Origin of the sequence: Bradyrhizobium sp. PSBB068 (assembly GCA_016839165.1) — a bacterium.
In the GTDB taxonomy this organism is placed as follows: Bacteria; Pseudomonadota; Alphaproteobacteria; order Rhizobiales; family Xanthobacteraceae; genus Bradyrhizobium.
In genome coordinates this window covers 1259750-1283584 of the sequence record CP069300.1, presented here as the reverse complement: position 1 = coordinate 1283584, position 23835 = coordinate 1259750, and the positions used below count along the sequence as shown (strand labels likewise).

Annotated in this window: 20 protein-coding genes; 4 read left to right on the top strand and 16 right to left on the bottom strand. The window is 64.5% G+C overall.

Going from position 1 to position 23835, the window contains the following annotated elements; genetic code table 11:
- Positions 1 to 73 precede the first annotated feature (73 nt).
- The 8 genes from JQ507_06085 to JQ507_06050 all read right to left on the bottom strand — a co-directional run bounded on the left by JQ507_06085 (position 74) and on the right by JQ507_06050 (position 13280).
- On the bottom strand, positions 74 to 2170 hold the full coding sequence (locus JQ507_06085) for an enoyl-CoA hydratase/isomerase family protein (GenBank protein ID QRI71076.1): 2097 nt from the start codon (positions 2168 to 2170) through the stop codon (positions 74 to 76).
- 2 nt (positions 2171 to 2172) lie between these two features.
- Positions 2173 to 3456 (bottom strand): acetyl-CoA C-acetyltransferase, encoded by a 1284-nt coding sequence (locus tag JQ507_06080; protein QRI71075.1) that lies wholly within the window; start codon positions 3454 to 3456, stop codon positions 2173 to 2175.
- Positions 3456 to 5723: an acyl-CoA dehydrogenase gene (locus tag JQ507_06075; protein ID QRI71074.1), complete on the bottom strand. Its 2268-nt coding sequence runs from the start codon at positions 5721 to 5723 to the stop codon at positions 3456 to 3458. Before JQ507_06075 ends, JQ507_06080 begins: the two co-directional genes overlap by 1 nt.
- Before the next feature lie 317 nt (positions 5724 to 6040).
- On the bottom strand, positions 6041 to 7264 hold the full coding sequence (locus JQ507_06070; GenBank protein QRI71073.1) for an SMP-30/gluconolactonase/LRE family protein: 1224 nt from the start codon (positions 7262 to 7264) through the stop codon (positions 6041 to 6043).
- A 327-nt stretch (positions 7265 to 7591) separates the two neighbouring features.
- The gene (locus JQ507_06065; GenBank protein ID QRI71072.1) at positions 7592 to 8215 is read right to left on the bottom strand and encodes a flavin reductase family protein; all 624 of its coding nucleotides are present in this window, start codon (positions 8213 to 8215) and stop codon (positions 7592 to 7594) included.
- 130 nt (positions 8216 to 8345) lie between these two features.
- Entirely contained in the window at positions 8346 to 8954 is a 609-nt protein-coding gene (locus JQ507_06060) for a TetR family transcriptional regulator (GenBank protein ID QRI73206.1), read from the bottom strand.
- A gap of 24 nt (positions 8955 to 8978) precedes the next feature.
- A complete protein-coding gene (locus JQ507_06055) occupies positions 8979 to 12116 on the bottom strand; it encodes an efflux RND transporter permease subunit (GenBank protein QRI71071.1) in 3138 nt (1045 codons plus the stop codon).
- 57 nt (positions 12117 to 12173) lie between these two features.
- A complete protein-coding gene (locus JQ507_06050) occupies positions 12174 to 13280 on the bottom strand; it encodes an efflux RND transporter periplasmic adaptor subunit (protein QRI71070.1) in 1107 nt (368 codons plus the stop codon).
- 193 nt (positions 13281 to 13473) lie between these two features.
- Here JQ507_06050 and JQ507_06045 point away from each other — a divergent pair, with 193 nt between their 5' ends.
- On the top strand, positions 13474 to 13746 hold the full coding sequence (locus JQ507_06045; GenBank protein ID QRI73205.1) for a hypothetical protein: 273 nt from the start codon (positions 13474 to 13476) through the stop codon (positions 13744 to 13746).
- 120 nt (positions 13747 to 13866) lie between these two features.
- Here the strand turns inward: JQ507_06045 and JQ507_06040 are convergent, their stop codons facing one another.
- The 3 genes from JQ507_06040 to JQ507_06030 form a co-directional block, all read right to left on the bottom strand.
- The gene (locus JQ507_06040; GenBank protein QRI71069.1) at positions 13867 to 15192 is read right to left on the bottom strand and encodes an MFS transporter; all 1326 of its coding nucleotides are present in this window, start codon (positions 15190 to 15192) and stop codon (positions 13867 to 13869) included.
- 244 nt (positions 15193 to 15436) lie between these two features.
- Positions 15437 to 16600 carry a YcaQ family DNA glycosylase gene (locus tag JQ507_06035; GenBank protein QRI71068.1) on the bottom strand — a complete coding sequence of 388 codons (1164 nt, stop codon included), beginning with the start codon at positions 16598 to 16600 and terminating at the stop codon, positions 15437 to 15439.
- A 96-nt stretch (positions 16601 to 16696) separates the two neighbouring features.
- Positions 16697 to 16939 (bottom strand): hypothetical protein, encoded by a 243-nt coding sequence (locus JQ507_06030; GenBank protein ID QRI71067.1) that lies wholly within the window; start codon positions 16937 to 16939, stop codon positions 16697 to 16699.
- A 157-nt stretch (positions 16940 to 17096) separates the two neighbouring features.
- On the opposite strand from JQ507_06030, the gene JQ507_06025 reads away from it, so the two are divergent.
- Positions 17097 to 17729 carry an OmpA family protein gene (locus JQ507_06025; GenBank protein ID QRI71066.1) on the top strand — a complete coding sequence of 211 codons (633 nt, stop codon included), beginning with the start codon at positions 17097 to 17099 and terminating at the stop codon, positions 17727 to 17729.
- Between the two features lie 60 nt (positions 17730 to 17789).
- On the opposite strand, the gene JQ507_06020 is transcribed toward JQ507_06025, so the two are convergent.
- Positions 17790 to 19094 (bottom strand): phospholipid carrier-dependent glycosyltransferase, encoded by a 1305-nt coding sequence (locus tag JQ507_06020; protein QRI71065.1) that lies wholly within the window; start codon positions 19092 to 19094, stop codon positions 17790 to 17792.
- A gap of 248 nt (positions 19095 to 19342) precedes the next feature.
- Between JQ507_06020 and JQ507_06015 the strand changes: the two genes are divergently transcribed.
- Both JQ507_06015 and JQ507_06010 read left to right on the top strand, forming a co-directional pair.
- Positions 19343 to 20041 carry a FecR domain-containing protein gene (locus JQ507_06015; protein QRI71064.1) on the top strand — a complete coding sequence of 233 codons (699 nt, stop codon included), beginning with the start codon at positions 19343 to 19345 and terminating at the stop codon, positions 20039 to 20041.
- A gap of 2 nt (positions 20042 to 20043) precedes the next feature.
- The gene (locus JQ507_06010) at positions 20044 to 21216 is read left to right on the top strand and encodes a hypothetical protein (protein QRI71063.1); all 1173 of its coding nucleotides are present in this window, start codon (positions 20044 to 20046) and stop codon (positions 21214 to 21216) included.
- A gap of 60 nt (positions 21217 to 21276) precedes the next feature.
- On the opposite strand, the gene JQ507_06005 is transcribed toward JQ507_06010, so the two are convergent.
- The 4 genes from JQ507_06005 to JQ507_05990 all read right to left on the bottom strand — a co-directional run bounded on the left by JQ507_06005 (position 21277) and on the right by JQ507_05990 (position 23679).
- Positions 21277 to 21642, bottom strand: coding sequence for a chemotaxis protein (locus JQ507_06005; protein QRI71062.1), 366 nt, complete (start codon positions 21640 to 21642; stop codon positions 21277 to 21279).
- A gap of 247 nt (positions 21643 to 21889) precedes the next feature.
- Positions 21890 to 22741, bottom strand: a complete 852-nt coding sequence (locus JQ507_06000; protein QRI71061.1) for a carotenoid biosynthesis protein — start codon at positions 22739 to 22741, stop codon at positions 21890 to 21892.
- Between the two features lie 190 nt (positions 22742 to 22931).
- Complete coding sequence (locus tag JQ507_05995; GenBank protein QRI71060.1) at positions 22932 to 23261, bottom strand: hypothetical protein; 330 nt, start codon at positions 23259 to 23261, stop codon at positions 22932 to 22934.
- Positions 23262 to 23436: 175 nt separating this feature from the next.
- Positions 23437 to 23679 carry a helix-hairpin-helix domain-containing protein gene (locus tag JQ507_05990; protein ID QRI71059.1) on the bottom strand — a complete coding sequence of 81 codons (243 nt, stop codon included), beginning with the start codon at positions 23677 to 23679 and terminating at the stop codon, positions 23437 to 23439.
- Positions 23680 to 23835: the final 156 nt, after the last annotated feature.

Genomic DNA, 23835 nt, shown 5'->3' with positions numbered 1-23835 from the left:
GGTTCGTTGCCGCTGATCGACGGGGCGTGAACGTGGGTTTCAGGCGTTTGGGTCTCAGGCGCTTGGGTGTCGGTCACTTGAAGCCCTCCCAGCCGGTGTCCGGCGCAAATCGTCCGCCGAACTTGCGCATCAGCGATTGCATGGCCGACACAACATTATCAACGCCGCGACTGCGCGCGTAATTCAGCGGGCCGCCGCGGAACGGGGCATAGCCGGTGCCGAAGATCATCGCGCCGTCGACCATGTCGGGATCGTCGACGATGCCTTCACGCAAGGCGGCGACGCAGACATTCGAGATCGGCAGCACCAAGCGGTCGATCATTTCATCGCTTACCTTGGGGCCGGTGTCCGGCAGCGGCGCCTTCTCCGCCTTGCCATCCTTCCAGATGTAGAAGCCCTTGCCGGTCTTGCGACCGAGTTCGCCCCTGGCGACCTTTTCACGCAACCACGCCGGCGTCGGCGGCAAGGTGTCGCCGAACTTCGAGCGCAGCATGTCGCCGACATCGAGGCAGATATCGAGCCCGACCTGGTCGGCAAGCTCGATCGGCCCCATCGGCATGCCGAACTCGATCGCGGCCGCGTCGATGAGGCGCTGGTCGGTCTTCTCATCCAGCATCATCATCGCTTCCAGCATGTACGGCGTCAGCGCGCGGTTGACGAGGAAGCCCGGCGAGCTCTTCACCGGCAGCGGCAGCCGGTCGATGGCGCCGACGAAGGCGAGCGCCTCCTTGAGCATGGCGGCATCAGTGCCGTCATGGCTGACGACCTCGACGAGTTGCAGCCGCGACACCGGATTGAAGAAATGCAGGCCGAGCAACCGCTCCGGCCGCGCCAGCGTGGTGCGCAGATCCTGCAGCGGGATGCTCGACGTGTTGGTGGCGAGGATCGCACCCTGCTTCATCTTCGGCTCGAGGCCGGCATAGACCTTCTGCTTCAGCTCGAGCTTTTCCGGCACCGCCTCGATGATCAGATCGGCGTTGCGGACGCCCTCGCCGTCCATGTCGGGGATCAGCCGGTCGAGCGCGTCGCGCTGATCGATCTTCTTGCGCATGATCTTGCCGAACAGGTCAGAGGCGCGCTTCATCGCCCCCGCAATCGGCTCGGCCTTCATGTCGGCCAAGGTCACCCGCATGTCCTGGTTGGCGCACCAGGCCGCGATGTCGCCACCCATCGCGCCGGCGCCGATGACATGGACGTGCGCAACCTTGTTGCCGGAGCCCGCCAGCTTCTTCATCTGCTCGCGCAGGAAGAACACCCGGATCAGGTTTTGCGCGGTCGGCGTCACCATCAGATTGGCGAACGAGGCCTTCTCCGCATTCAGCATCGCCGAACGGTTGCCGGCATGCTTCTCCCAGAGATCGATCAGTGCGTAGGGCGCCGGATAATGCTTGCGCGGCGCCGCCTTCTCGGCCTCGCTACGCATCCGCGAGGCGAGGAAGCCCCTGACCGGGCCCAAATTGAGCAGCGAATTGAGCGCACCCGGCTTGGCGCGCTTCAGCCGGCCGAACACCGCGTCCTTCACCGCATTGCGGACATGGCGCTCCTGGGTGACGGCATCGACCAGGCCGAGCGACTTGGCGCGGCGCGCGTCGATCGTCTTGCCGGTCAGCATCAAGGTCATCGCCTGCATCGGGTTCACCAGCTCGGTGAAGCGCACGGTGCCGCCGAGGCCGGGATGCAGGCCGAGCATCACCTCAGGGAAACCGAACCGCGCGTCGTCGATCGCGATCCGCATCTGGCAGGCGAGCGCGACCTCGAGGCCGCCACCGAGGCAGAAGCCGTGGATCACGGCGACCGACGGCACGCGCAGCGCCTCCAGCCGGTCGATCACCGCATGCGCCCGGCCGATCTGGGTCTCGACCGCGCCGGGATCGGTGACGCCGCGAAACTCGTTGACGTCGGCCCCGGCGATGAAGCCGCTCTTTTTGGCCGAGCGCACCACGAGCCCGGTCGGCCGCTGGCTCTCCAGCGCCGTGACGATGGCATCGAGCTCTTCGAGCAGGTCGGCGGACAGCGTGTTGGCGCTGGTGTCGGCGCGGTCGAACAGCAGCCAGGCGATGCCGTCCTCGTCACGCGTCAGCTTGAAATTCCTGTACGGGCTGTCCGCAGCGGGCTTCGGCCCGAGCTCGAGCACGCGGTCGGCGAGAAGGTCCATGATCCGTGAATCCATGATCACACCGTCTCTATCAACATCGCGCCGCCCTGCCCGCCACCGATGCATTCGGTGGCGACGCCGCGCCTGGTGCCGAGCCGCTTCATCGCATTGACAAGATGCAGCACGATCCGGTTGCCGCTGCAGCCTACGGGATGGCCGAGGCTGATCGCGCCGCCGTCGACGTTCAACCTGGCGCGGTCGATCTCGCCCGCCGCGCCGTCAAGTCCCAAAATCTCGCGGCAGAATTTGTCGTCAGCCCATGCTGCGAGGCAGCCCAGCACCTGGGTGGCGAAGGCCTCGTTCAGCTCCCAGGTCTCGACGTCCTGCAAGGTCATCCCGTTGCGCTTCAGAAGCGCACTCGCCGACAACACCGGGCCGAGGCCCATGATCGAGGGATCGAGCGCCGACCACTGGCTGTCGAGGATGACGGCCTTCGGCGTCAGGCCGTGCTTGGCCATCGCCTTCTCCGACGCCAGGATCACCCAGGATGCGCCGTCGGTGATCTGCGAGGAATTGCCGGCGGTGACCTGGCCCCAGGGGCGCTCGAACACCGGCTTCAGCTTCGCCAGCGTGTCCGACGTCGAATCCGGGCGGACGCCGTCGTCATGGTCGTAGAACTTGCCGTCGCGCGAGAACGCGGTCTCGACCTCGCCCTTGAGGAAGCCTTCTTTCTGCGCCTTCGCCAGCCGCTGATGGCTTTCGGCGGCGTACGCATCGGATTGCGCGCGGGTGATGCCGAAGAGATGGCCGACCTTCTCGGCGGTCTGCCCCATATTGAGCTCGGTGATCGGGTCGGTCAGCCCGCGCTCGAGGCCGATGATCGGCTTGAAGTAGCTCGGCTTCACTTTCAGCGCGGCGGCGATCTTGGCGCCCAGCCCCTTGGCGCCGGCAAAGCCAGCGAACCAGCGCACGCCGGAATTCGGCCAGACCAGCGGCGCGTGGCTCAACGCCTCGGCGCCGCCGGCGAGGATCAGGTCGGAGATGCCTTCACGGATATAGCGATAGCCGGTGTCGATCGACTGCATCCCGGAGCCGCAATTGATCTGCACGGTGAAGGCGACCATCTGCTCGCCCATGCCGAGCCGCAGCGCCGCGACCCGCGCCGGGTTCATCTCGTCGGCGATGACATTGACGCAGCCGAGGATGACCTGGTCGAATGCATCAGGCGCGAAAGGCTGCCGGGCCAGCAGCGGCCGGCCGCATTGCACGGCGAGATCGACCGGGGTGAACGGGCCGGGACCGGAGCGCGCCTTCAGGAACGGCGTCCGGCTGCCGTCGACGATAAAGACTGGTCGCGCCATCAGCTCGCCGCCCTCTGCTCACCAAGCTCCTGGAAGAACTGATGCACGTCGGCGGATTTCTTGTAAATCGGGGACAGCGCCTCCGGCGCAAAATCATCGACCTCGATGACCTTGGCGATGGCCTCGTGAGCGGCGGCGAGCTTCTCGCCGTCATCCTGGGTGATGACGCCCTTCTTGACGCCCTCGTTCCAGTCATGCAGCCGCGCCGCGCGCAGCTGCTTGGCGGCATCCTCGGCCGCAGTGACGAGGCGGAAGGCCTTCTCCAGTCGCGCGATGCCGCCGTCATCCTCGACAAAGGCGAGGTCCGGCGTCAGACGGTCGCGCGCCGCCGATGGCGACAACACGAGCTGCGCGCACAGATGCACGACGCGATCAGACGGGCCGGTGACGCGGGCGCCGAACGGCTGGATCAGGAATTTCAGCAGCCATGCCACCGGACGGTTCGGCAGGTTGGCGAGGATTTCGGCAAAGCGGTTCTCAATGGTCTTGAAGCCGGACGCCATGCACCATTCGAGCGCAGGCAGATCCTCCTTCTGCCGGCCCTCGTCCTGCCAGCGCTTCAACGCGGCGGACAGCAGGTAAAGTTCAGACAGGATGTCGCCGAAGCGCGCGGACAGCATCTCCTTGCGCTTCAATGCACCACCGAGCGTAAGCAGCGCTATGTCGGCGCACAGCGCGAACGCCGACGAATAGCGCGAGAGCTGGCGATAGAACCCTGTCGCATCGCCGGCATCCGGCGCCGGCGCGAACAGGCCGAAGCTCCAGCTGCGGCCCCAGGCGCGGAACATGGTCGCGAAGCTGTGGCCGACATGCTTCCAGAACGCGGTGTCGAACGTCGTCAGGCCCTTGTCGCGATCGGTCTCGCTGAGCGCGTTCATCTCCTGCAACAGATAGGGATGCGCGCGGATCGCGCCCTGCCCGAACACGATCAGATTGCGGGTCAGGATGTTGGCGCCCTCGACCGTGATGCCGACCGGCACCGAGCGGTAGAGCCCGCCGAGATAGTTCTGCGGCCCGTCGATCACGGCCTTGCCGCCATGGATGTCCATGGCGTCGTCGATCGCGATCCGCATCCGCTCGGTGGCGTGCAGCTTCATGATCCCGGAGATCACGGCGGGGTGGTGCCCCTCGTTCAGCGCAGCACAAGTTAGCCGCCGCGCGGCGTCAAGCAGATAGGCGGTGCCGGCGATGCGCGCCAGCGGCTCCTCGATGCCCTCGAACTTGGAAATGGAAATGCCGAACTGCTCGCGGATGCGGGCATAGGCGCCGGTGGTGCGCGCGGCATAGGCAGCGCCGGCGGCCGACAGCGACGGCAGTGAGATGCCGCGGCCGGCGGCGAGCGCCGTCATCAGCATCTTCCAGCCCTGGCCGAGTCTCTCCTGGCCGCCGATGATGTAGTCGAGCGGGATGAAGACGTCGCGGCCCCAGTTCGGGCCGTTCTGAAACACCTGCATCGCCGGCAGATGGCGGTGGCCGATCGAGACGCCGGGCAGATGGGTCGGGATCAGCGCGACCGTGATGCCGAGCTCTTCCTGATTGCCGACGAGGTGATCGGGATCATAGGCCTTGAAGGCGAGGCCGAGCAGTGTCGCGACCGGCCCCAGCGTGATGTAGCGCTTGTGCCAGTTCAGCCTCAGGCCCAGCACCTCACGGCCTTCGAAATTGCCCTTGCAGATGATCCCGGTGTCGATCATCGAGGCGGCGTCCGAGCCGGCCTCGGGACTGGTCAGCCCGAAGCAGGGAATGTCCTGGCCGGCGGCGAGGCGCGGCAGCCATTGGTCCTGCTGCTCTTTGGTGCCGAAGCGCATCAGGAGTTCGCCCGGCCCGAGCGAGTTCGGCACCATCACGGTGACGGCCGCGGTCAGCGAGCGCGACGAGATCTTGCGCACCACTTCGGAATGCGCATAGGGCGAGAAGCCGAGGCCGCCAAACTCCTTCGGAATGATCATGCCGAAGAACTTCTTGGCCTTGATGAAGGCCCAGACCTCGGGCGGCAGATCGCGCCATTCCCAATTGATCTTCCACTCGTCGAGCATCGCGCAGAGCTCGTCGACCGGACCGTGCAGGAAGGCGCTCTCCTCGTCGGTCAGTCTGGCCGGCGCGAAGGCCAGTAATTTCGACCAGTCGGGATTGCCGGTGAAGAGGTCGGCGTCCCACCAGACGTCGCCGGCTTCCAGCGCCTCGCGCTCGGTGTCCGACATGGTCGGCAGCACACCACGCGCCCAGGAGAAGATCGGCTTGGAAAGGTAATCGCGACGGAAGCTCATGGTGGGGTCCTCATGGATCGGCGGCGCGGATGCATAATCCTATCGGAAAGTGCCGGTCCCCGGTGAACACTTCGCTGTTCAAATAAAGCGAAATTGACGCGGCCAGGCCGCCGTCTGTTAACGGCAGGTCGCGCGTTCAGTTCCGAAAGTTGAGGTGCGACAATCAGGTAGCGGGGGATGGCGAATTCACCTCTCCCTTGGGAGAGGTCGGCGCGCAGCGCCGGGTGAGGAGTTACGGTCTCTCGTTGGAGCAGCGCCCCCTCACCCGATTCGCTTCGCAAATCGACCTCCCCCCGCTGGGGAGAGGTGTAGTTAGATCACGCCGGCCCGGCGCCTTGGGTCGCGGTGTAGACCGCGTAGAGCGACTGGCTTGCGGCCATGAACAGGCGGTTGCGCTTGGGGCCGCCGAAGGTGATGTTGCCGCAGACCTCCGGCAGCCGGATGCGGCCGAGCAGCTTGCCTTCCGGCGACCAGCACGTCACGCCATTGTAGCCGACGGCGCGGCCGGCATTGCTCGAGCACCAGACATTGCCGTTGACGTCGCAGCGGATGCCGTCCGGCCCGCACTTTACGCCGTCGATCGTGAAATCGCTGAACCGCTTGCCGTTGGACAGCTTGTTGTCGGCGCCGACGTCGAACACGAACACGTCACCCTTGCCGCCCGCCCCGGTGTCGCCCGGTCCCTTGCCGGTCGAGACCACATAGAGCTTCTTGTAATCAGGCGAAAAGCAGATTCCGTTCGGATCCGGCACCTGATCCTCGCTCACCACGAGATCGACGCGTCCGGATGGGTCGATACGATAGCAATTGGTCGGCAGCTCGCGCTTGGCCGGCACGAAGCCCGCCGGCTGGCCGATCCGGGGATTGAGCTTGCCGGCGGAGTTGCTCGGTCCGCCGGCCGCGTCGGGCTCGCCCTCATAGAGCTGGCCGCCATAGGGCGGATCGGTGAACCAGTAGCTGCCGTCCGGATGCGCGACGATGTCGTTCGGCGAGTTCAGCCGTTTGCCGTTGTAGGAATCGGCAAGCACGGTCGCAGTGCCGTCATTCTCGTAGCGCGTCACGCGGCGGGTGAGATGCTCGCAGGACAGCTGGCGGCCCTGGAAGTCGAACGAATTGCCGTTCGAGTAGTTCGACGGCATGCGGAACACACTGACATGGCCATCATCCTCCGACCAGCGCATCTGCCGGTTGTTGGGGATGTCGCTCCACAAGAGATAGCGGCCCTGCGAGCTCCAGGCCGGGCCTTCCGCCCACAACAGACCGGTGTAAAGCCGCTTGATCGAGGTGTTGGGCTGGGCCAGGTCGTTGAAGGACGGATCGACCGCGATGATGTCGGGGTCCCAGAAATAGGTGGTCGGCGCGCCGCGCGGACTGAAGTCGCGCGGCGGGCTGGTGATGGTTGTCGGTGGCCCCACCGGCGCGGGCGCGTTCTGGGCCAGCGCGCCACCGACGCCGGTTGCGGCAGCGGCCGCCCCCACCGCCAATCCCTGGACAAGTGCTCGTCGTGAAACGTTCGGATCGCGCCGCTCTTGACGTGTCATCGCATCCTCCCACTCTGTTGGCCGGCCGTTGATCCGGCCTGGCGCGCGGAAGGTTAGACTGCTCGCGCCGAGGTTGCGAGTGACGGTTTTTCATCGCAGCGCGCGGAAATTTCACATTGTTGTGGTGAAGGTCGTTATCGCGGCGCGCGTGAACGCGCAGCAGCGCGGCGTCCTTCACCTCGCCCCGCTTGCGGGGAGAGGTCGAAATTCGAGCGCAGCTTGAATTTCGGGTGAGGGGGTACAGGTCTCACGACGATCACAACTCGCGGAGACGGCCCCTCACCCCAACCCTCTCCCCGCAAGAGCGGGGCGAGGGAGAAAAAAGAGCTAATCCGGCCGGATCATCTCGAACATGTTTTCCGGTTTGATCTCGAAATAGTCGCCTCGCCGGCCGGCGCGGACGATCGGGTGCGCGAGACCGGTCTGGTAGACGCCGTCCTTGATGAAGGCCTTGTCGATGTGGACGGCGACGACCTCGCCGAGCGTCAGCCAGGCCTCGGCCTTCTTGCCGTCGGCGCCCTGGAGCTGGATGATCTGGCTGACCTTGCATTCGAACGACACCGGGCTTTCGGCGACGCGCGGGACGTTGACGAGCTTGCCGGGTACCTGCGTCAGGCCGGCGAGCTTGAACTCGTCGACATCGCGCGCGACATGCGCCGCGGTCGCGTTCATGTGCTTGGCGAGATCCATCGTCGCCAGGTTCCAGACGAACTCGCCGGTGTCCTGGATGTTGGCGACGCTGTCCTTCCAGTTGGTGGAGGAGAAGCCGATGATCGGCGGCGCATAGCAGAAGGCGTTGAAGAAGCTGTAGGGCGCGAGATTGACGTTGCCGCCCTTGTCGCGCGAGGAGATCCAGCCGATCGGCCGCGGCGCCACGATGGCGTTGAACGGATCGTGCTTCAGGCCGTGGCCGTTCTTCGGCTCGTAGAAATGCAGGTCTTTCTCGGTCACGGGTGCGCCCTCGTCATTCCGGGATGGTGCGCGAGCACCAGACCCGGAATCTCGAGATTCCGGGTTCGATGCTTACGCATCGCCCCGGAATGACAAGGAAGTCAACTGACGAAAACGTCAGCCCTGGCGCTCAATGGGCGCGGGCGCGCGGCGACAGGCCGGCGACGACGAAATCGATCATCTGGTCGATGGTCGGGCCCGGCTTGGTGGCGCATTGGGCGATCATCTGCGGGTGGAAGAACCGCATCATCGCCGTGCAGGCGCACAGCGCGGCGACCTCGAGGTCCTCGACCTCGAATTCGCCCGAGGCCACGCCTTGCGCGATCACCTCGCCGATGATCTGGCCGATCAGCTCCATATGGGCGACGCAGACCTCCCAGTCCTCCTGCATCGCGATCTCGACCATCTCGTGCAGTTTGGAATCGCCGACATAGCGCTCGGTGTTCATCCGATTGATGGTCGTCATCATCTGGCGCAGGCGCATCGCCGCCGGACCTTCCGAGCGCGCGATGCGCTGCGCCTCGACCTCGACCTCGCCCATCAGGCCGCGCGCCACGCCCTCGTGGATCGATTTCTTCGAATCGAAGAACCGATACACGTTGGCGGGGCTCATCCGCAGCTCTTTGGCAATGTCGGCGACCGTGGTCTTCTGGTAGCCGATCTGCCGGAACAAGCGCTCCGCCACCACGAGAATCCGCTCGCGGGTGTCGGTTTCGCTATGTTCCTGGATCAGCGTCATGTTGGCCTGCTGCTCAATCTTCAATTATTCAGCCGCTTCAGCAAGTGGAAATGCGTGTTGCGCATTGCCGGCATGTTGCGGCGCAGTATTGATCTGCTCGGGGCCGCTCTCCTCGAGGGTCTTGCGGAACCAGAGGGCGTAAAGACCCGGCAGATACAGCAAGGTCAGGAAAGTCGCAACAAACAAACCGCCCATGATGGTGATCGCCATCGGGCCCCAGAACGCCGAGCGCGACAGCGGGATCATGGCCAGGATCGCGGCCAGCGCGGTCAGCACCACCGGCCGGGCGCGCCGGACGGTGGCCTCGACGATCGCCTCGCGGCGGGTCAGGCCGGACGCCACGTCGCTCTCGATCTGATCGACCAGGATCACGGTGTTGCGCATGATCATGCCGGCGAGCGCGATCAGGCCGAGCAGCGCCACGAAGCCGAACGGCTGGTTGGCGACGTTGAGCCCGAGTGAGGCGCCGACGATGCCGAGCGGCGCGGTCAGGAACACCAAGGTCAGGCGCGAGAAGCTCTGCAGCTGGATCATGAGCAGCGTCAGCATCACCATCACCATCACGGGGAACAGGATGAAGATCGACGCATTGCCCTTGGCGGATTCCTCGAACGCCCCGCCCGGCTCGATCCGGTAGGCCGGCTCGAGATGAGCCTGGATATCCCTGAGCTTCGGCGCGATCTGGTTGGTGACATCAGGCGCCTGCACGCCGTCGACGACGTCGGAGCGCACCGTGATCGCCATGTCGCGGTTGCGCCGCCACAGGATCGGCTCCTCATGCGCATATTCGATCTTTGCGATTTGCTGCAGCGGGACCGCCACGCCATTGCGTGACGTGATGGTGAGATCGCCAACGCGGCCGAGATCGAGCCGCTCGGACGGCACCGCGCGAGCGACCACACCGACCTTCTCGATGCCGTCGCGGATCGTGGTGACCGGCGCGCCCGAGATCAGCATCGCCAGCGCCTGCGAGACGTCCTGCGGGGTCAGGCCGAGCGCGCGCGCCCGGTCCTGGTCGACGGCGAGCTTCAGATAGGGCGACTGCTCGTTCCAGTCGAGCTGGACATCCTTGACGTTCTTGTTCTGCCGCATGACCTCGCGGACCTGGTAGGCGATGTCGCGCACCTTGTTGGCGTCGGGCCCGATCACGCGGAACTGGACCGGGAAGCCGACCGGCGGACCGAAGTTGAAGCGGTCAACCCGGACCCGCGCCTCGTTCAGCGCGCCGTCGGCGGCGGCCTGCTCGATCTTGGCCTTGATGCGCTCGCGCGCCTCGACGTTCTTGGCGAGGATCACGATCTCGGCGAACGCCTCGTTCGGCAGCTGCGGGTTGAGGCCGAGCCAGAAGCGCGGCGAGCCCTGGCCGACATAGGCGGTGTAGGTCGCAATGTCGTCATCGCCCTTCAAGAGCCCCTCGGCCTGCTTCACCGCCTTCTCGGTGACGTTGAAGGCCGTGCCCTCGGGCAGGCGGAGCTGCAGGAACAGCTCGGGCCGCTCCGACAGCGGGAAGAACTGCTGCTGGACGTGGCCGAAGCCTATGATCGCGGCAACGAACACGCCGACGGTCGCCGCCACCACCTTGATGCGGTGATCGACGCACCACTGCACGACGCTGCGCAGGCCACGATACATCCGCGTCTCGTAGATCGCGTGCGGATCGTGGTTCTGGTGCACCTTGATGTTCGGCAGCAGCTTGACGCCGATATAGGGCGTGAAGATCACCGCGACGAACCAGGATGCCACCAGCGCGATCGCCACGATCCAGAAGATGCCGCCGGCATATTCGCCGACCGCCGAATTGGCAAAGCCGATGGGGAGGAAGCCAGCGGCTGTGACCAGCGTTCCCGTGAGCATCGGAAACGCAGTAGATTCCCAGGCAAAGGACGCCGCCTTCATGCGGTCCCAGCCCTGTTCCATTTTCACCACCATCATCTCGACCGCGATGATGGCGTCGTCGACCAGAAGGCCGAGCGCGATGATCAGCGCGCCGAGCGTGATGCGGTGCAGATCGAGCGACATCGCGTTCATCACGATGAAGACGATGCCGAGCACCAGCGGCACCGACAGCGCCACCACGATTCCGGTGCGCCAGCCGAGCGCGACAAAGGAGACGAACAGCACGATCGCGAGCGCCTCGACGAAGGAGTGCACGAACTCGCCGACGGCATGCTCGACCACCTTGGGCTGATCGGCGATCTGCTGGATGTCGATGCCCTGCGGCACCGCCTTCATGAACTCGGAGGTCGCCTGCTGCACCTCCTTGCCGAGCTCGAGGATGTTGGCGCCCTTGGCGGTGACGACGCCGATGCCGAGCGCGGGCTTGCCCTCCTGATGGACCTTGAAGGTCGGCGGATCGACATAGCCGTGCGAGACGGTCGCGATATCGCCGAGCCGGAACACGCGGCCGTTGCTCTCGACCGGCGTCTCGGCCACCGCCTTGACGCCGTCGAGCGCGCCGGTGACGCGCAGCGGCACGCGCTGCGACGAGGTCTCGACGGTGCCCGCCGGCGTGACGTTGTTCTGCTTGGCGAGCGAATCGAACAGCGCCTGCGGGGTGATGCCGAGCGTCGCGAGCTTGGCATGCGAGAACTCGACGAAGATGCGCTCGTCCTGGACGCCGTAGAGATCGATCTTGGTGACACCAGGCACCTTCAGCAGGCGCTGGCGAAAACCTTCCGCGACCTTCTTGAGCTGCGCATAATCGGCGCCGTCGCCGGTCATCATATAGAGGATCGAATCGACGTCGGAGAATTCGTCGTTGACGACCGGACCGAGAATGCCGGAGGGCAGTTCGCCCTGCACGTCGACCAGCTTCTTGCGCAAGAGATAGAAGAGATAGGGCACGTCCTTCGGCGAGGTCGAATCCTTGAAGGAGACCTGCATCGCGGTGAAGCCCGGCTTGGAATAGGTCTGCACCTTGTCGAAGAACGGCAGCTCCTGCAGCTTCTTCTCGATCGGATCGGCGACCTGCATCTGCATTTCCTGCGAGGTCGCGCCCGGCCACATCACCGAGACGTTCACCACCTTGACGGTGAAGAACGGGTCTTCGGCGCGGCCGAGCTTCTCATAGGAGAAGAAGCCGGCGACGCCGAGGATGATCATCAGGAACAGCACCAGCGTCGGATGGCTGACCGCCCAGGCCGAAAGGTTGAAGCGCTTCATCGAACTCTCCAAGTTCTAGACCAGGTCCCAGAACCGTTTCTGCTGATATTGCGAGGATCAGAACGACAGCGACGACACGACCCGCACCTTCTGGCTCGGATCGAGTTTCTGCACACCGAGGGCGACCACCTTGGCGCCGTCGTCGACGCCGCCGGAGATCACGACGTTGTTGCTCTCATAGGCCTTCACCTTGACCGGCTTCAGCGCGACCTCGCCCTTGTCGTCGACGATGTAGAGCGAGGGATCGCCGCCCTGGCTGTACAGCGCCGACAGCGGCAGCTTGGCCACCCGCTCGCTCGCCTTGTCGGCCAGCGTCAGTGTCGCGGTCATGCCGAGCGATACGGCCTCGTCGGCATCGGGCAGGGAGAATTTCGCGAGATAGGTGCGGGTGGCGGGATCGGCCTGCGGCGCCACCTCGCGCAGCCTGGCGGCATAGGTCTTCTTGGCATCCGACCACAGCGTCACCGTGGCAACGCCCGACCTGGCACGAGCAAGAAGCGTCTCTGGGATCGCGACGACGGCTTCCTTCTCGCCAAGTCGGGCGACACGGATCGAGGCCTGGCCCGCGGCAACCACCTGGCCGGGCTCGATCATGGTCGCTGTGACGACACCCCGGGTGTCGGCCACCAGCGTTGCATAAGAGAGGGAATTCTTGGTCAGCTCGACCGAACGCTCGGCGCGGTTCAGCCGGGCGCGGGCCTCATCGCCGGCCGCCTTGGCGGAATCGAGCGCCGCATCGGTGGTCCAGCCCTTGACCTTCAGGTCCTTGGCGCGCTGCTCGGCGGCCGCGGCCTGCGCCAGCACGCCGGTGGCGGCGCGGAATTCGGCCTCCGCCTGCTCCGCCTGCAGCTTCAGGTCGACCTCGTCGAGGGTGGCCAAGGGCTGGTCGACGTCGACTGTCTGTCCGACCTCGACCAGCCGCTTGGCCACCTTGCCGGCGACCCGGAAGCCCATATCGGCTTCGATACGGGGCTTGATGGTGCCGACAAAGCTGCGCTCAGGGGTTTCAGCTTCGTAATGGACGGTCGCCACCAGAACGGGGCGTCCCGGATCGGCGGTTTCGGCCGCCTTTTCGTTACAGCCGGTCAGCGCGAACACCGCGAAAGCCAGCGACGCTCCGGTTAAGAGCCTGTAGTAGCTCGACAAAACGGAACGAACGAACATCTGAAATCTCCATCGGACTGACGACTGATGAAGAGTATCGATTTATCACTGATGAATGTCAATAATCGTCAGTAGTAACCTATTCGTGAGGTGGAAGGCCGAGATCGGGCTTCTCCGCCCAATACCGCGACTTTCGCTTCAGCCCTTCACGATCCCGGAAGCACCGGCGTGCGAGGTTGCGGGGATGTCATAGATCTTTGCCCTTGGTTACGCCGGCTTCTTGATCTGGTCTGTCGGCAGAGCGCGCGAACGCGCGGCTGAACATGCCGCGACTGGAATGCTGCGTTCGCCGCTCTATTGGTCTGGCGTAGGGCTCATCGGCATTCTGGTGGCACTGACGCTTTCCGAGGACTACGCGCTCACACAGGGCGGCACCCTGAAGTGGACGTGGCTTGCGGCGCTCGGCGCCACGCTGGTGGCGATCTTCTTCGTCCGACGCGCGCTGAAGTGGCGCTATCCGATCTAAGCGCAGGAGACAGACTGTAGGATAGGTAGAACGCAGTGAAACCCATCATCTTCGCCGCGCATAATTGATGGGTTTCGCTTCGCTCTGCCCATCCCACGCAGCCAAGGAGCCGTTGCGCCGTTACTTCGCTTCCACGAACTCGGTCTTGGTCTCGTGGCTCCCGAGGAAAACCAAGAGCCCCGCCGCGAGCGGCAGCAGCGACAGCACCAACAGGCCGGTCGAGGTGCTGCCGGTCGTCTCCTTCACCCAGCCGATCAGGTAGGGCCCGAGAAAACCGGCGAGGTTGCCGATCGAGTTGATCAGCGCGATCGCGCCGGCGGCCGCGGTGCCGGCGAGCCAGGCGGTCGGCAGCGTCCAGAACACCGCAAAGGTGCAGAACACGCCGATCGCGGCAACCGTCAGCACGACCATGGTCATGGTCGGATCGGTGATGTAGCTGGACACGGCGAGCGCCAGTGCGGTGAGCAAGAGCGGCGCGCCGACATGAAACACGCGCTCCCGCGTGGCGTCGGAACGGCGCGCCCACAGGATCATCGCGACGGTGCCGAACGCATAGGGGATCGCGGTGACGAAGCCGGTCTGCGCATTGGTCAGACCGAATGCCTTGACGATCTGCGGCAGCCAGAACTGCATGCCGTAGAGCGAGGCGACGAAGCCGAAATAGATCGCGCTCAGCGCCAGCACCTTCGACGAGGACAGCGCCTCGAGAAATGTGAAGTGCTTCGCCGCCTGCTTGGCTGCGACCTCGGCGTCGAGCTTGCCCTTCAGCCACGCCTTCTGCTCGGCCGAGAGCCAATCGGCCTTCTCGGGCCGGTCGGTGAGATAGAACCAGGTGACGATGCCGAGCAGCACCGAGGGGACGCCCTCGATGATGAACAGCCACTGCCAGCCCTTCAACCCCATGACGCCGTCGAGCCCGAGCAGCAGGCCGGAGATCGGTGCGCCGATCGCGGTCGAGACCGGGACGGCGATCGCGAAGGCAGCAAGGAAGCGGGCGCGATATTCGGCCGGGTACCAATAGGTGAGGTAGAGAATGATGCCGGGGAAGAAGCCCGCCTCGGCGACGCCGAGGAAGAAGCGCAGCGCGTAGAAGCTGTGCTCGTCATAGACCGCCGCCATCAACGCCGAGAGGATGCCCCAGCTCACCATGATGCGGGCGATCCACTTGCTGGCGCCGAACCGCTCCAGCGCCAGATTGCTCGGCACCTCGAAGACGAAATAGCCGATGAAGAAGATGCCGGCACCGAACGAGAATACCAAGGGCGAGAACTTCAGCTCGGCATTCATGGTGAGCGCCGCGAAGCTGAGATTGACGCGGTCGAGATAGGAGAAGAAGTAGGCCAGGACCAGGAACGGAATCAGCCGCCAGGAGATCGCGCGGATCGTGGACGTCTCGACCTCGCTGCGGGTGCCGCGATCAGGCGCAGCGGTTGCGGTCTGGCTCATCTGTTTCCCCCAGGCTGTTGCTTGCCCTGAGGAATATTGGCTGGCCCGGCATTGGGCAATGGCAAAAAGTCGCAACACGCGGTGCAAGCGGGAAGATCGGACTTTATCCACGGCCTCATCGCGAGGAGCCCGCGACAAGATTGCGGGGCAATTTTGCGCTGATGCGACAAAGCAATCTGACCATCTTGCGGTGCGATGGATTGCTTCGCTTTGGTTCGCAATGACGGATAGAGAGCTCCCGGACCTACTCCGCGAGCTGGAAGCGCGCGAAGCGGTCGAGCTCCTCCTCGATGCGGCGCTTCAGTTCCTTGCGCGAGGCCTGCTTCTTGCCGTTGCCGACCCAGCTCCATTTCTGCATCAGGAGCTTCCTGTTCCGCCGGTCCGTCTTCAGATCGAGGGCCGCCACGATATCGTCGCCGACCAGCACCGGTAGCGCGAAATAGCCGAACAGGCGCTTCTCCTTCGGCACATAGGCCTCGAACCTGTGGCCGTAGCCGAAGAACAGCTCGGTGCGCTTGCGCTGGATGATCAGGGGATCGAACGGAGAGAGGATGTGGACCAGGGACGGATCGCCCTCGCCGGTCGCTTCCAGCACCTCCGGCCGCGCCCAATGCTCCTGCTTGCCGGCGCCGTCGAGCGCAACCCGGACCAGCTCCTTGCGGCGCACCCTCGCCTCGATCAGGCCGCGCACCGCCTTCTTGCTCGGCGCATCGAGGTGACAAATCGAATCCAGGCTGACGACGCCCTGTGAGCGCAGCGCGCGATCGAGCAGATAGGCTGTCCGAGCCGAGGCCGGCGCCGGCTTCGGCGGCTTGTCCCAGCCGAAATGCCTGTGCATCAGCTCATAGGTCTTCAACATGCCGGCGCGCTCGCTGATCGTTACCACGCCGCCATAGAAGGCGAGTTGCAGCGCACGCTTGGAAGGTTTCCGGCTCTGCCAGAGATGCTCCTTCTCGGTCAGCACGTCGTCATCGATGTCGCGGATGGTCAGCGGACCCTCGCGCAGCAGCCGCAGCACCTTGCGGGTGTCCGCCGGCGTTACCGACGAGAACCATTTATGGCCCTCGCGCTTGTGCGCCTTCATCGCCGGCAGGAAAATGTTGATGTCCTTGGACGGCACGTAGGACAGCGCGTGCGTCCAGTATTCGAACACGCTCTTGTCCCGGCTCTGCGCCTGCTTGAGGTCGGCGCGGCGGTAGTCCGGAATCCGGGTGAACAGGATGTGGTGATGGCAGCGCTCGATCACGTTGATGGTATCGATCTGCACATAGCCGAGATGGTCGACGGCGGCGGCCACGGCCGACGCGCCCTCCCCGAACGGTGCCTTCGTATCGAGCCGCTGCGCACGTAGCCAGATATGGCGGGCGGCGGCATTGTTCAGGGACAAGGGTTCGGCGGCGCGGGGCATTGCTCCGGCAATGTAGTGAGATTCGCGCCGCTGTGGAGAGCCGCGCGAGGGAAATCAGCCGTGCATGATCGGAGGTCTGGCGGCGCTTCGGGCCGCCTATGGCGATCCAACGGCTCTCCGCAACCAGGGAACGTCCGCCAGCGCCGCCGCGAGCGCGGCGCTCTCCTCTGGGAAGACCCGGGATGCATGACCGCCGATCGGAAACCAGCCGCGGCCATCTTCGACGTCACGCCGATATTCTTCGAAGCCGAGGGTGCCGTCCGGGCGCAGGAAGATATCGACGCAGCGCGCGGCATCTTCGTCATTGATCGAGCGGAGCACGCGATTGACGTGGGCCATATCCTCCTCCTCATCGCCGCGCGCCCCTGCATGGCAGCAGGGCCCGCCCACTCAAATGTGACATAAATCACATTGCGGACGTTGAACCCGTCCTAGGTTCCCGGCATCAAAACGATAGCAGCCGGATTGGCTGGCCTGACATTTAAGGACCAAAACCATGACCCGCTCCCTTTTCTTGTCTGTTTTGACAATCGGCGCCGCGCTGTCGATGACGGCGGGCGTCGCACTGGCCGGCAGCGACACCGTTCCGGCCGCCCAGATCCTCAATGCGCTGAAGCCGAAGTCGGCCACCCGCGGCCTCTCCGCCGGCACGCAGGTCGACCCGGCCGCTTCGGCCAAGGAGGCGAGCTTCCTCAGCACCGTCCGCAACCGGCAGACCCGCTCGCTGTCAATGGGCGAACGCCAGGAGATCGCCGATATCGCCGCCAACAAGCCGAAGATCGATCTGGAGATTCACTTCGACTACAACTCGGCTGAGATCGCCAAGGGCTCGACCGAGGCGGTGCAGGAGCTCGGCAAGGCGCTGTCGGATGCCAGCATGAAGGGCTCGACCTTCGTCCTCGCCGGCCACACCGATGCAATCGGCAGCGAAGCTTATAATCAGGACCTCTCGGAACGCCGTGCCGACACCATCAAGAAATACCTGGTCGAGCATTACGGCCTGAACGGCTCTGATCTCGTGACCGTAGGCTACGGCAAGACCCGGCCCAAGGATCCGAACGCGCCGATGGATCCGACCAACCGTCGGGTGCAGGTGGTCAACATGGATACCAAGACGGCACAGCAGTAATCTCCCGCACCTTCGATCCGCCGGCCAAGCCGGCAGGCGGATCGCCTGTTCCCAACAGATTCAAATCCAGTTCTGGAACAGCATCAGCCGATTGAAGGTCGCGATCGAGGTCCCGATCGCGGCGACAGTGATCGGCAGCATCGCGATGAACCCTGCGCATCCGACTGCCACGAAGGCCCACAGCAGCCAGCGCGGCGCCCCTTTGCGCGTCAAGGCGTAGACCAGCACGAAGCTCGCTGTGGTGGCCGCCGGCAGATAGTAATAGATGAAGCCAAGCGTGCGCGGCAGCAGCGCCCAGGCGAGATACGGGCCGAGGTAGAACGCAAGCACGAGAAACGCATCGCGGCTGCGGTCGACGATCCAGTCGCGCAGCGCGACGATCAGCGCGATCAATGCCGGCCACAGCACCAGCGGATTGCCGAGAAACACCACCGCCGCGAACCTGTCATCGCCGGCCTTCTCGAACAGATACCAGACCGGGCGCACCAGCAACGGCCAGGTCGGCCATGAACTCATATAGGTATGGCCCGCAATCGCGGTCGTCGTGTTGTCGGCAAAGATGCGGCGCTGCGCCTCGACGAGGCCGCTGAACGAGAGGCCGACCAACGGCACGAAGGTCGCGAGATAGACGGCCGACGGGATCAGAACGAAACAGACGATGACGTGCGGAAGACGGAAATCCGGCCACAGGTCCGGCTGGTACCAGTCCTGCGCATTGGCATCGGCAAAGCGCGTGCGCCAGCCCTGCATCAGGCGGATCACTACGACGATCGCGATGCAGGTCGCGAGCACGAACAGCCCGCTCCATTTGCAGGCGCTCGCCAGCCCCACGGCCAATCCCGCCAGCGCGAAGGCAGAGTGCGGCCGCGTTTGCCTGAAGCCGCGGATGAAAGCTGCGATCGCGAACAGACAGAAAGCGAGCGCGAAAATATCCAGCATCGCGATCCGCGACTGCACGAAGAGCATCTGGTTGAAGAAGGCGATCAGCACGGCCGCGATCGCGCGTTCCTGCGATGCGAACAGCGCGAGCGCGGCGAGATAGACGCCGACCAGTGCCAGCGCCCCGAACAGCGCGGCGGGATAGCGCCATCCGAGCGGCCCATCGCCGAACGCCTTGATCGACAGCGCGACGATCTCCTTGGCAAGCGGCGGATGCATCGGGTTGAGGATCGGGCCCTCGACCACCGGCTGGAGCATCTGCCGCGCCGCCGGCACGTAATGCACCTCATCGAAATAGAGCTTGTCGGGCGTCGTGATTCCGAGCAGCAGCAAGACATGGGCAACAACGAAGATGATGGCCGCAACGATCGCCGCACGGGCGGCAGGGCGGCGGTCAGCGGACGAGGATTTGGTTGCGATGCTCAAAGGGCGGGCACGGTGAGAAGGGAACAAGTGTGAGCGAAGTGTGAGCTACGCGTGCATACGTCGCACGTGACGCGGGTGACTATGTGACGTGCGTGATCTGAACTCACTTTCACAGCCACATCGTTGAACGTGGTCGAATCGACAGACACCCACCATCCAGTCAGCTCGGTACCGCTTGTGACATATATACAATATCAGATGCGTACACGATCCGGTACGATGACGACATTAACTCGATCGGTATTGCAATGAATTCGCCTCACCGCTTTTTCTTGTTACCAGCAATCGGTCTTGCCGTCGTACTGACGGCCCATCCCGCTCAGGCGCAAAGTCGCGTCGGCGAAGCGGCGATGGTGAAGAACGAAGTTCTCCGCGTCGCGGCTGCAACCACGCCGATCAATGTCGGCGATGCGCTGCTGCGCGACGAGACGGTGCGCACCGGCCTCGAGAGCGCCGCGCGACTGGTGATGGCCGACAGCACCAACCTCTCGCTCGGGCCAAATGCCTCGCTCAAGCTCGACCGCACCGTGTTCGACGACGAGCATCACTATCGCGATGTCGCGGTCCGCCTGACCTCGGGCGCGTTCCGCTTCGTCACCGGCCATTCCGAAAAGGCCGCCTACAAGATCACGACGCCGCTTGCGACGATCGGCGTTCGCGGCACGGTGCTCGATATCCTGTCACAGCGCGGCCAGACCATTGTGGTGCTGCAGGAAGGCGCGTCGACGGTCTGCACGTCGAGCCGGCAATGCATCGACCTGACCCAGCCCGGCGACACCGCGATCATCACCTCGAGCGGCGGCCGCACCACGATCCAGAAGACCAACAACCCGCCCTGGACCTTTGCCGCGACCTGTAGCCAGGCGGCGGGGCTCTGCACCGTGACCCAGTTCGCCGATGCGACACCGGTCGGCGACGATCCCGCCGGCATGCTGTGCGGACGGTGATCATGGCACGCCGAATCTATCAGCTGATCCTGCCGGCAGCCCTGACGATGGCGCTGTCGCTTGCGATGCTGCAGGCGCCGGTTGCGCCGGCCCAGGCTCAGACTCCAACGCCGAGCTGCACCTCGATTCCGTCGGAGTCGCTGTCGGCCGCGCCAGGCTGCACGTCGACACCGACGCCGACGCCGACACCGACGCCTACACCAACTACCGTACCATCGCCGACGCCGACGCCCACCCCCACGCCGACACCAACACCGAGCCCCTCACCGACGCCGATCACCGGCGCGCCGTCGAGCGGCAGTTCGATCAACAACCTCGCCGGCCAGCGCTTCAACCAGATGATCACCAACCGTGTGCTCGGCACGGTGCTGCTCGGCGTCAACGAGCAGATCAATTGCGACGATTGCATCAGCGCGTTCGGCTCCGCCGGCTCGTTCTCGGCCGGCATCCATGGCCGCAAGACCATCACGCCGAATTTGTCGCTGCTCGCCGGCATCGCCTACACGCAGTATGGCGAAGGCGGCTACAACGTCACCAGCGCGCCGATCGGCGCCTTCGCGCTACGCTACGACTTTGTCGACTGGGGCTCGTCGCGGCCGTTCGTCGACATCGGCACCATCCTCTCGCCGTCCGAGAAGGTGCGCTACACCCGCAGCTACGCAACGAGCCTTGGTCCGGTGTCGGTCACCGGCCAGACCTCGAGCGAGAATTACGGCGTGTACGGCCGCGCGGGCTGGATCGGCCGGCTGTCGGCGCGTGACGAGGTCGCGGCATCCGTCGAGGTCTGGCAGCTTTGGCAACGGGTCAAGGGCTACAGCGATCCTGCTGTCGCCTTCAATCCGTTCGATGCCACCATCGCCGACGGCACCGACCGCACCAGCCTGGTCAAGATCGGCGGCCAGTGGACGCATCTGTTCGGATCGAACATCGAAACCAACATCAATGGCGGCTGGGTGCAATCCTTCGCCACCCATTCCGGCATCGTCGCCACGGTGACCGGCGACGGCACCATCGTGCCGACGATGGGCAACCAGGGCTGGTTCGAGTATGGCGGCCGCGTCGGCTTCCGCATCACCAAGGGCTGGGTCGCCGACATCTTCCTGAACGGCACCGCCGGACCGCAGCCGGTCGGCAACACGGTCCATGGCGGCGTCGGGCTGCGGATCAGTTACTAGGATAGGGCCTCGTCAAGGCGCAGCTATTGACGAGGGCTGAACGAAGGCAAGCAGACCGAACTACTTGTAGTAACCGAGGCCACATCCCAGACCGGCGACCGCGGCAACAAAGCTCGCCTTCGGCACCCAGGTCTTGTCAGCGCCGGCCTTGGGAGACATGTAGCCGACCTCATTGACCTGGCCCTCTTTGGCCGCGTCATAGAGCCTTGGGCCATACAGGTCGCCCGTCGGGTCCTTGAATGTCCTCGCATCCTTGCCGAGCAAGCTCTTGACGTTGGGATTGCCGACCGCGACCAGGAGCCCGTCGCTCAGATTGAAGCAGAACGGATAGAGGTCACCAACGAGGAAGCCGCCTTCGCCCTTGTTGATCTGGTCGAGCGTCCTGGCCCTATCGGCCTTGATGCCCGCAACCGTTTTTTCAAGCATGGCCTTGGCATCCGCCGCAGACCCTTGCGCGAATGCCGTTGTCGAGAACAAGACGGCCAGGGCGCCCAGCGCGCCAATCATGAGCTTACGGAACATGGACATTCCTCCCTGCTCTTCGAGCAATTTGAAACTGTCATGCAGCGTGCGCAGGCCGGCCAGGCATCATATCCAAACCCTGAGCCAACTGACCAGTCTACTCATGCCCGCCGACCGGCGGATAAAAAGGGGTAGGGTGAGGATTTCCGGATCAGGCCCCAGGACCTGGCCTGCCGTCTCGCGGCGCGCTGTCGAGCAGCCGGATCAGCGCCAGCAGCGACGTGAAGCACATGGTGAACACCATGATCACGACGGTCGCTCCACGGAGATCCTGCAAGCGCCAGGACTGGCCCGCGGCGTCCACGACGTCACCCGACTGCCCAAGCATCCATGGCACCACGTGCGTAATGCCGCCGGAGACGTAGAACAGGATGCCGACGAGGCGCAACTTGCGATCGGCGGCGTGATCGGGCCTGACCGGATCGTTGCGATGGTGCAGGTACAAGGCAAAGCCCTGAAAGAACAGCCATGAGGTCAGCAGCCAGCCGAAGAAATTCGACGGCGGCACACCGAACACGGCTCCGCCGTCGTGCCAAATCCACGCCTTGGCGATCGTCGCGCTGGGAGGATCGACCACCAGATCCCACTGCGCAGTGACGAACGCCGCAACGACCGGCAAGGCGATCAGGTTGAACCGGCGATCCAGCTTGCGGTCGGCCTCGCCGAGCAGGGTCGCGGCAACGATCCAGGAGAAATAGCCGGCACCGAACCACATCGGTCCGACGATGAACGGGATACGTCCCACGTTCGGAAGATCGGCACCGATCTCGAAATGATATCTGCCGAACGGGAAACCGGTGGCGACACCGATATTCTCCATTGCGAATCCGACCGCGACGCAGGTTGCGAAGAAGACGAGCGCGGCCCGCGATCCATAGGAGATGACCGCGTGCATGATCCCGCAGACAACGAACACGGCCGCAAGCAACTGCGCCATCGGCGTCGGATTCCAGGAAAAGCCGATGCCCGCCGCAAGGATGACCACGATAGCCGGCCAGATCACGGCGTCCGCCCTCGATCCAAAGGAAGCACCGTCAGTCCGGCCGCGCATCACCCTGCCCCACCCATGCCCACCGGTCGACGGTAGTCAATCGGTTCGGCGGCGACAAGCCGAACCCGGCAAACGACCCGCGCCAACAGCACCGAAGTCGATCGCAGGCTCAGCCTCTCGTGATCGCGACGCGCGGCCAGGTTCAATCGTTATCCCAATAGCCGTCCGAGTAGCCTTCGCGGTACCCATACGAATAGCCGCGATCATATCCGCCCGGATACTCGTCGCCGTATTCGTACACGTGACGATGATAGTGGACGACGGGGGCCGGCGAATAATAGTCCCTCTCATAGACATAGGCTGGAGCCGACCGCGCGGTCATGGTCGAGCCCAACAGGGCACCGACGGCCAGGCCGCCGACGATGCCGGCGGCTACGGCATCGCCCCGCCGGCCACCCGCGGTGGCTTCCGTCGACGCAAGACACCCCACGACGATGACCGCTACGATCGTGCGAACAGCTACTCGTTTCATTGCAAGCATATCCTTATTTGAGTTCAACGACCGCGCCGTCCGGCAGCGGCGATCGACCGACGAGCTTACCGCAGCATGACATCGTCGCGGGATCGGCACTCCGCTCCGCCGCGCCCTTCGGGTTCTTGCGTCGGCTCTCCTGCGCCGAACGGTCGGCACGCGGACAACAGACGCTCTAGAACGTGACAAGCTCCTTGAGCTCGCTCCTGACAAAGCGCGGCACGACCCGTCTGCCCACGAAGTCGTTCCAGTCCTTGAACTTCGACTTCGCTCTCGCTTCGGTGATGGCAGTCACGGCGCGAACGCTGAGGTGCGGAAGCTTCACCAGTTCGCTGACAGGGGCGGTGTTGAGGTTGATCTTTTCAGCCCGGCTGACCGGCTCCTGTGTCGCGGGTTTCTGGCGGGTCGAACCGGTCATGGATGGAGATGTCTGCGCGAGTGCGGTCGCACCGATGATACAAACACCGACGCAGATGCAAACGAATCGAGTGAACATGGACCATTGTCCTTTGATACGACGCCCTTGACCCGGTCGCCGATAAAGCGGGCATCGATTACCGCAAGCTTACGGTCG